Genomic DNA, 7,150 nt, shown 5'->3' on the forward strand with positions numbered 1-7,150 from the left:
AGCGCCTGGGTGAAGTCCCTGGACCAGCTCAGCAGCTCCCGGGCCTGCTTCGCCCAGAACGCGGGCCGGTCGGCGTCGGCCTCCGCGTAATCGGCGGCGGTGACCACTGCGTTCGCGGCGAACTCGGCGGACGGCGCGAAACGGCGGTTCTCCTGCGACAGGTTTTCGAAGGCATCGCCCTGGGTCATCTGCGTGACCATGGAGCCGGGTGTCTGCTGGGACATGGTGAACCTCATCATTCATCGATCCGGGCTGCGCGGCCGTGCCCGTCACCGTCGCGCCGGGCCGCTTGCGCGACGTCGGGCGGCGGCAGACGGCGGCAGAGCCGCTAGCGCTGTCTGGAATCAACACTAATACTTGGGTCCGACCAAACGTGCGCCCCGTCACAAACAGCTCCGTGAGCGGTGTTCGTTAAGCGCCGAGTGGTCTGTCCCCGGCGCCGGACGGCGGGCCGGGGCAAGCGTCCGGGATTCGGAAATCTGGGGAATTCTGCTGCGTCCGCCCTCGGCTTGTCAGCTAGTGATCGGCCATTCACTTGGCTAGGCTGAGATGAAGTTGTGACATCCGATGGAGGCGACTGGACCGCTGGCGGTCCTGTCCTTGCCTGCCGTTAGACGGCGCTGTCCAGGGCGCCGCCATGCTAAGGAGATACGGAATGAACGAGCAAGACAACGGGCAGCTCCGGGCGCCCGCCCAGAACCAGGGTGGAACGGCGCAGCCGGGGCCCGCCGGGTTCGGGGATGCGCCACGCTTCACGGTGGACAAGAAGACCGGGAAGAAGAACGAAGCCGTCCTCGGCCCGTTCACCATCCGTGACCTCACCGTTTTCGGCTCCACACTGCTTCTTTTCATCGCCTCACTGATTCCGATGTTTGCCTTCGCCTACAACCTCTGGAACCTGGGCAGCCTCTTCTTCCTGGGCCTGGGCATCGTGCTGCCGCTCATTGTCACTGCGTTGTTCGTGGCCCGCCGCCTCAGCCCGTCGACCAAGATCCGGATCGGATCCCTGTCGATCGACCAGTTCGCTTCCGTTGTAGCGTCCTTCACGCTGGCCTTCTTTTTCCTCGCCGCCGCCGGGGCGTTCGTGCCGAGCATGCTGATCGCGCTCCTGGGCGCTTTGGGGCTCTTCGCCGCCACGGTGCTGGGCCGCTGGATCCCGTTCTTTGCCGGCGACTTCCTGGGCCGGGAGGACGCGCCTGCCCACGTGGTTGCCCGCGAAGCTGTTGTCCCGGTGCGAAAGCCCCGGGCACCGAAGGCGCCGAAGCAACCGAAGCAGCCGAAGGAATCCAAATTGACCAAGGACGCTGCGGGTGCGGGCGCAGCCGGGGCGGGCGCTTCTCTGGCGGCCGCATCCGGCCCGGTTGCGTCCCGCCCGGTCGCTTCCGGCGAGGCCGTTTCCGGCGCGGCCGCTTCGGGCGCGGCCGCGGGCTGGGCCAAGCGCCCGGCAACCGGCAGCCAGGCTGCCACGGCGGCGGCAACCACACCTGCCGGGACCCCTGCCGGGGCATCTTCGGTGGGTGCGGCGTCCGCGGCAGCCCCCAGCGCTGCGGTCTCCGGTGCACCGGAGACCCAGATCTCGGGCGTTGTGCCGACCGCCGGCCCGGCATCTACGGATTCATCGACGGCCCCGACGCAGGCCCCGGCTCCGGAGTCTGCTCCGTCCGCCGCGGACAAGACCCGGACCGCCGGCGTCCCTGCTGCCGCCGCCGCCGGTGCCGCCGCTGGTGCCGCTGCACAGACGGCTCCCGCCGCGGAACAGACCCAGGCCGCCGGCGTGCCGGCCGCCACCGGCGGCAGCGCCCCCACTACAGTCAACCCCCAGGTCCGGCCGCAGGAACAGGCCCGGCCGCAGGAACCCATCGGCGCGACCGTTGATCCCGCCAGCCGGCCCGCGGAGGACGATGTCCACCCCGTTCACGAGGCCTTCTGGTTCGCCGTCGCGCAGCCCCGCACCGCCGTCGATGTGCGCACCGGTGCCCCGGCGTTCGTCATTGAACCCGGCGGCTGGGTCCTTGCCCTGGAGGACCGCGGCAACGAGTTCCTGGTCCAGCACACCGACGGCCGGCTCGGCCTTTTGCGGGACCTCAGCAACATCGAACGCGGTTAGTCCGCCGCCGTGACCACGGAATCCGGCAGCCCGGAATCCGGCACCCCGATCCCGGGGAGCGCCAAGCCGGGTGCGCCGCGGGCGTCGGGGGAGTCAATGCTGGCGCTCAAGCGCCGCGCGCGCCGGATCAACCGGGAACTCGCGGAGCAGTACCCCTACGCCCACGCGGAGCTGGACTTCCGCACGCCGTTCGAGCTCGTGATAGCCACCGTGCTGTCCGCGCAGACCACGGACGTGCTGGTCAACCAGATCACGCCCCTGCTGTTCGCGCGCTACCCGGATGCGCGGCGGATGGCGGAGGCGGATCCGGCCGAGCTGGAGGCCATTATCAAGCCCACCGGCTTCTTTCGTGCCAAGGCCAGAAATCTCCTGGCGCTGTGCACCCGGCTGGTGGACGAGTACGACGGCGAGGTGCCGGGCCGGCTCGCGGACCTGGTGACGCTGCCCGGCGTCGGGCGGAAAACCGCGAACGTCGTGCTGGGCAATGCCTTCGGCATTCCGGGCATCACGGTGGACACCCACTTCGGCCGGCTGGCCCGGCGCTTTGGCTGGACCGAGTCGGATGATCCGGTCCGGATCGAGTCGGACGTCGCTGAGCTGTTCGAGCCGAAGGACTGGACCATGCTCTCGCACCGCGTCGTCTTTCACGGCCGCCGCGTCTGCCATTCCCGCAAGCCGGCGTGCGGCGCCTGCGCGGTGGCCAATTGGTGCCCCAGCTACGGCATGGGGGAAACCGACCCGGAGAAGGCAAAGAAACTGCTGAAGTACGAACTCGCCCCGGGCCAGGAGCAACTGCTGGCCCGGCTGCTGGCCGAGACGCACCGCGCCGCGGAAATCCGGATGGAATCGCAGAGGAAACAGCCGTGACCGCGCGCCAGGACCTCGTCGACCTCGTTGCCGCGGTGGAGGCGGGCACGGCGCCGGCCCCGGATCCGCGCTGGCGGGAACTCGCCGTCGAACCCGGCGAGCGGATCCGTAGGGCAGCGGTGCTGATGCTCTTTGGTGCGCTGGACAATGTCCCCGCAGTGTCCGAGAAGTTGCTGGCTCCGGCCGATTTGGACGTGCTGCTGCTGCAGCGGGCCCAAACGCTCGAGGACCATCCCGGGCAGGTGGCGTTTCCCGGCGGCGGCATCGATCCGGGTGAGTCCGTGGTGGGCGCGGCCCTCCGCGAGGCGGAGGAGGAGACTGGGCTGAACCCTGCGGGGGTGGACGTACTCGGCGTGATGCCTGAACTGGCCCTGCCCCGGGGCAATTTCCTGGTCACACCGGTCCTGGCCTGGTGGGCTGCCCAGTCGCCGGTCCGGGTGGTCGATTACGGTGAATCCGCGCAGGTGTTCCGGGTCCCGGTCAGGGACCTGCTGGACCCGGACAATCGGGTGATGGCCACGGTCAGCCGGGCCGGCCAGACATTCCAGAGCCCAGCCTTCACCGTCAACGGCGTCGTGGTGTGGGGTTTTACCGGGATGATCCTGAACCAGCTTTTTGAACAGCTGGGCTGGGCCGTGCCGTGGGACCGCGCGCGGCTCTACGGGATTGATGTGTGAAGCCCGCACGGCGCCGGCCTGCCGGCCGGGCAGCAACGGGGTTGCAGCCGCCTAGCCGGCAGCCACCGGGCTGCCCGCCAGGGGAGCCATCGCCCGTCCTCCCGACCTGCTGGTGGCGACCCGCCGGTGAGCACCGGAACGATCCACAACTAGGCCGGTCGCGGCGTTCTCGCGCACGGCGTTGATGCCCGCCGCCGCGCTCTTGATGGAGCTGAAAAGCGGGGACACGGCCACTACTGTGCCATCCGCCGCCGTCAACCTGAAGAAATAAGCCTTGTCGCCAGCTTGCGCGATCTCAAAAATGCCAGCCAAACCTGTGCCTCCCCAATATCCTTGCGTCTTTGCAATAGCCGGCGGATCGTACGGGAAATTCACCGGCCTTTCCGAGGGTAGCCCGGTGACGGAGCGCACACAACGCTACCGACGGGTACGTTACAGGCAGTGACTTCGGTCACTCATTTGGCATTGTCGTACGAATCGACGACGGCCACGCTGACCGGAAATTCCACCGGAATGCGGCCGAACAAGAGCTCCTTCGCGGCATTTGCGGAGTCCTCGATCGCCTTGATGCAGTCCCCGACGGCGGATTCGGGACAGTGGACCATGACTTCGTCGTGGAGGAAGAACACCAGTTCGCCGGCGGCCGCGCCTTCCGCCCGTATGGCCCGAAGCCTCCGTCGCAGTTCCGCGAGCCAGCATGCCGCCCAGTCAGCGGCCGAGCCCTGGACCACAAAGTTCCGGGTGAAGCGGCCGCGCGAGCGTGCGATCGAGTCGGCCCGGCGCTGTTCCTCCGCGGTGGTGGAGTGCTGGCTCTGCAGCCAGCGCTCCGACGGCGGCGGGCTGCTCCGGCCCAGGCGCGAAGTCACGGTCCTGCCGGCTTCGCCGTCGCGGGCAGCCTGCTCGACGAAGCCCACGGCGCGGGGGTAGGTGCGGGCCAGCTGGGGCATCAGCCGGCCGGACTCGCCCGTGGTCGCCCCGTAGATGGCCCCAAGGAGGGCCACCTTCGCCTTCGCCCGGTCGCCGCCGAAGCCTTGGGCGGCAATGCCGGCATAGAGGTCCTTGTCCCGGGCGGCTTCGGCCATTTTGGAATCCTGGGCCAGCGCCACGAGCACGCGCGGTTCCAGTTGCGAGGCGTCGGCAACGATCAGTTTGTGGCCGGGATCGGCGTGGACCGCGCCGCGGACCTGGCGCGGGATTTGCAGCGCCCCGCCGCCCCGCGACGCCCACCGGCCCGAGACCACGCCGCCCACCACGTACTCAGGCTGGAACCTGCCGTGCTTCACCCAGGTATCGAGCCACGCCCAGCCGTTGGCCGCGTGGAGACGGGCCAGTTTCTTGTAGGCCAGCAGCGGCACGATCACGGGGTGGCTGGATTCTTTCAGCTCCCATTGGCGGGTGGTCTTAACTTCGATGCCGTTGCGGTGCAGGGCGCGCATGAGTTCCTGCGGGGAGTCGGGGTTCAGCCCGGGCGACTTCAGCAGCAGCCTTAGTTCGGCCGTGAGCGATTCGAGTTTGGCCGGACGCTGACCGGGAGCCGGGCGGGGTCCGAGGTGTTCCGCGAGAATCTGTTCGTGGAGTTCCTCCCGCCACGGGACGCCGGTGTGCTGCATTTCGGCGGCGCTCATGGCTCCGGCGGATTCCGCCGCGAGCAGCAGCTGGAGCCGTTGGCGCCGGCCGGCGTCAGGGACGATGACCGTGCCGGAGGCGGTTCCGGGCGCAGGTCCCGCCTGGCGAAGGGCCTCCTGCTGCGCGGCGTACTCGGCCCGGAGAGCCTCAAGGGATTGGCCGGGACGCTGGCCGGAGGCCGGGGCATCAAACAGGGCCCCTTGTTCCGGCGGCGGGGCAGGAGGCTGCAGCCCCCGCGGTGGCTGGTGTAGCTCGTCGTCCTGGGTCAGCTTCTCCGCCGCCTGCGCGTAGCCAGTGTGGGCGGTGAACTCCGAGTGGGCCAGGATCGAACCGCACAAGGTGAGGTCGTAGCAGCGCTCGAGTTCCACCCCGGCGCGCAGCAACGCGGGATACCAGTCCTGAGTACGGTGCCAGATCCAGCGCGGGCGCCGCTCCTCAAGCTCGCGCACAATTCCGGCGAGGTCTCCGGGCCTGACCACGCGGGGTTCCGGATCGGAGGGTTCGGGGGCGCCATCGGCCGTGAGGTGCTGCAGTGCCGCGCCGTCGGCGTGGGCAGCGAGCAGCAGATACATAGGGTCAATTCTGCCCTGCTCCGGGACGTGGTCCGTGCTCGGTCGCCGGCCGCGGTGCAGGAAAGACGCCGGAGTTGTCCACATAGCCCACGACGGCGGTTCCGCTGCGGTCTCGGCCCGGGCACAGTGGCAGCATGAACAGGCACCAGCACCGTGGTCCAGGCTCACCGCCACCGCCACCGCGGGCGCATGAGCCCTGGACCCCCGGGGATTCCGCGGAAATCCTGCTCGTAACCGGCGCCGATGTGCTGCGCGGCGAGGTGGAACGCATCGTCGCAGCAGCCGGGGGCCAGCTGCGGACGGTGCAGGACGTTGCCGAGGCCGCGCCGTTCTGGGACGCCGCGGCCGCCGTGCTGGTGGGCAGCGACATCCGCGGGTTGCCGCCCCGGCGGAGGCCCCCTGCCGTGATGCTCGGCCTCGAAGGTGACGGGGAAGGGTTATGGCATCTGGCCGCCGCCGTCGGGGCCGAACGCGTCGCGGTGTTGCCGGACGCGGCCGCCTGGCTGGCGGAATACCTGAGCCGGTCCCGCGCCCCGGAAGCCGGCGGACTGGTGCTGGGTCTCACCGGCGGCTGCGGCGGTGCCGGGGCCACGACCGCCGCCATCTGGATCGCGCAGGCCGCCGCCGGGGCCGGGATCCGGGTGCTGCTGATCGACGGCGACCCCCGGGGCGGGGGCCTGGAACTGGCGCTGGCCGCCGAGGAAACCCACGGGCTCCGCTGGCCGGATCTGGCCGGGGTGAGCGGCAGTATCGACCCGGCCCAGCTGGAGGAGTCTCTGCCGGTCGCCGGTGGATTCTCCTTCCTGTCGTGGCCGGGAACCCGTGACAAAGCCGCCGGGGTGGACGCGACCACCGTGGCCGCGGTTCTTGACGCCGCCCGCCGCGGCTGCGAATTGGTGGTGCTGGATATCGGCCGGGAACGGGAGGCTTTGCGGGCCTTCGCCGGCGAATGCGACCGGATCATCGTCGTGGCGCCCGCCCGGCTGCGGGCCGCCGTCGCCACGGCCTGGCTGCTGCAGGAGCTTCCACCCGTGGACACCGCGCTCGTGGTCCGGGCCAGTCGCGGCGCCGCTTTGGATGCGCCGCTGATCGCCGGCTCCGTGGGGCTTGTCCTTCAGGGCATCATGCCGGACATCAGGGATCTGGCCGGGGCAACGGAAGTCGGCCGCCTTCTCGAAACCGGCCGGCACCGCGCCGTCCGCCGGTTCGCGGCCGGACTCCTTGAGCTGAACGGCGGAGACGACTCATGAGTGCCCACGCGGCCGTAGAACCGGCCGGACCGGAACGTCCGGCCCGGCGGG

The 7,150-nt window shown here is 70.0% G+C and carries 7 protein-coding genes; 4 read left to right on the top strand and 3 right to left on the bottom strand.

All coding sequences use genetic code 11. The features are described from left to right. A partial coding sequence (locus tag Y706_RS27170; protein ID WP_343213112.1) for an acetyl-coenzyme A synthetase N-terminal domain-containing protein occupies window positions 1-224 on the bottom strand: 224 nt, incomplete at its 3' end. A 431-nt stretch (window positions 225-655) separates the two neighbouring features. On the opposite strand from Y706_RS27170, the gene Y706_RS0121965 reads away from it, so the two are divergent. From Y706_RS0121965 to Y706_RS0121975, 3 genes are all read left to right on the top strand, one after another. After that, window positions 656-2,107, top strand: a complete 1,452-nt coding sequence (locus Y706_RS0121965) for a hypothetical protein (RefSeq protein ID WP_028278261.1) — start codon at window positions 656-658, stop codon at window positions 2,105-2,107. A 96-nt stretch (window positions 2,108-2,203) separates the two neighbouring features. Further along, the gene (nth, locus tag Y706_RS0121970; protein ID WP_028278262.1) at window positions 2,204-2,974 is read left to right on the top strand and encodes an endonuclease III; all 771 of its coding nucleotides are present in this window, start codon (window positions 2,204-2,206) and stop codon (window positions 2,972-2,974) included. Then, window positions 2,971-3,651 carry an NUDIX hydrolase gene (locus Y706_RS0121975; protein WP_028278263.1) on the top strand — a complete coding sequence of 227 codons (681 nt, stop codon included), beginning with the start codon at window positions 2,971-2,973 and terminating at the stop codon, window positions 3,649-3,651. The genes nth and Y706_RS0121975 overlap by 4 nt, the downstream gene beginning before the upstream one ends. A gap of 51 nt (window positions 3,652-3,702) precedes the next feature. Here the strand turns inward: Y706_RS0121975 and Y706_RS30695 are convergent, their stop codons facing one another. Further along, window positions 3,703-4,026: a YegP family protein gene (locus Y706_RS30695; protein ID WP_343213114.1), complete on the bottom strand. Its 324-nt coding sequence runs from the start codon at window positions 4,024-4,026 to the stop codon at window positions 3,703-3,705. An 80-nt stretch (window positions 4,027-4,106) separates the two neighbouring features. Further along, window positions 4,107-5,849 carry a bifunctional 3'-5' exonuclease/DNA polymerase gene (locus Y706_RS0121985; RefSeq protein WP_028278264.1) on the bottom strand — a complete coding sequence of 581 codons (1,743 nt, stop codon included), beginning with the start codon at window positions 5,847-5,849 and terminating at the stop codon, window positions 4,107-4,109. Window positions 5,850-5,983: 134 nt separating this feature from the next. Between Y706_RS0121985 and ssd the strand changes: the two genes are divergently transcribed. Then, window positions 5,984-7,099: a septum site-determining protein Ssd gene (ssd, locus tag Y706_RS0121990; RefSeq protein WP_028278265.1), complete on the top strand. Its 1,116-nt coding sequence runs from the start codon at window positions 5,984-5,986 to the stop codon at window positions 7,097-7,099. The last annotated feature ends 51 nt before the right edge of the window (window positions 7,100-7,150 follow it).

It is taken from the genome of Arthrobacter sp. I3 (assembly GCF_000520575.1).
Taxonomy (GTDB): Bacteria; Actinomycetota; Actinomycetes; order Actinomycetales; family Micrococcaceae; genus Arthrobacter; species Arthrobacter humicola_A.

Excerpts from the sequence above, each read along its gene's own strand:
- Y706_RS0121965 (WP_028278261.1), top strand. The coding sequence starts at position 656 with ATGAACGAGCAAGACAACGGGCAGCTCCGGGCGCCCGCCCAGAACCAG.
- nth (WP_028278262.1), top strand. The coding sequence starts at position 2,204 with ATGCTGGCGCTCAAGCGCCGCGCGCGCCGGATCAACCGGGAACTCGCG.
- Y706_RS0121985 (WP_028278264.1), bottom strand. The coding sequence starts at position 5,849 with ATGTATCTGCTGCTCGCTGCCCACGCCGACGGCGCGGCACTGCAGCAC.
- ssd (WP_028278265.1), top strand. The coding sequence starts at position 5,984 with ATGAACAGGCACCAGCACCGTGGTCCAGGCTCACCGCCACCGCCACCG.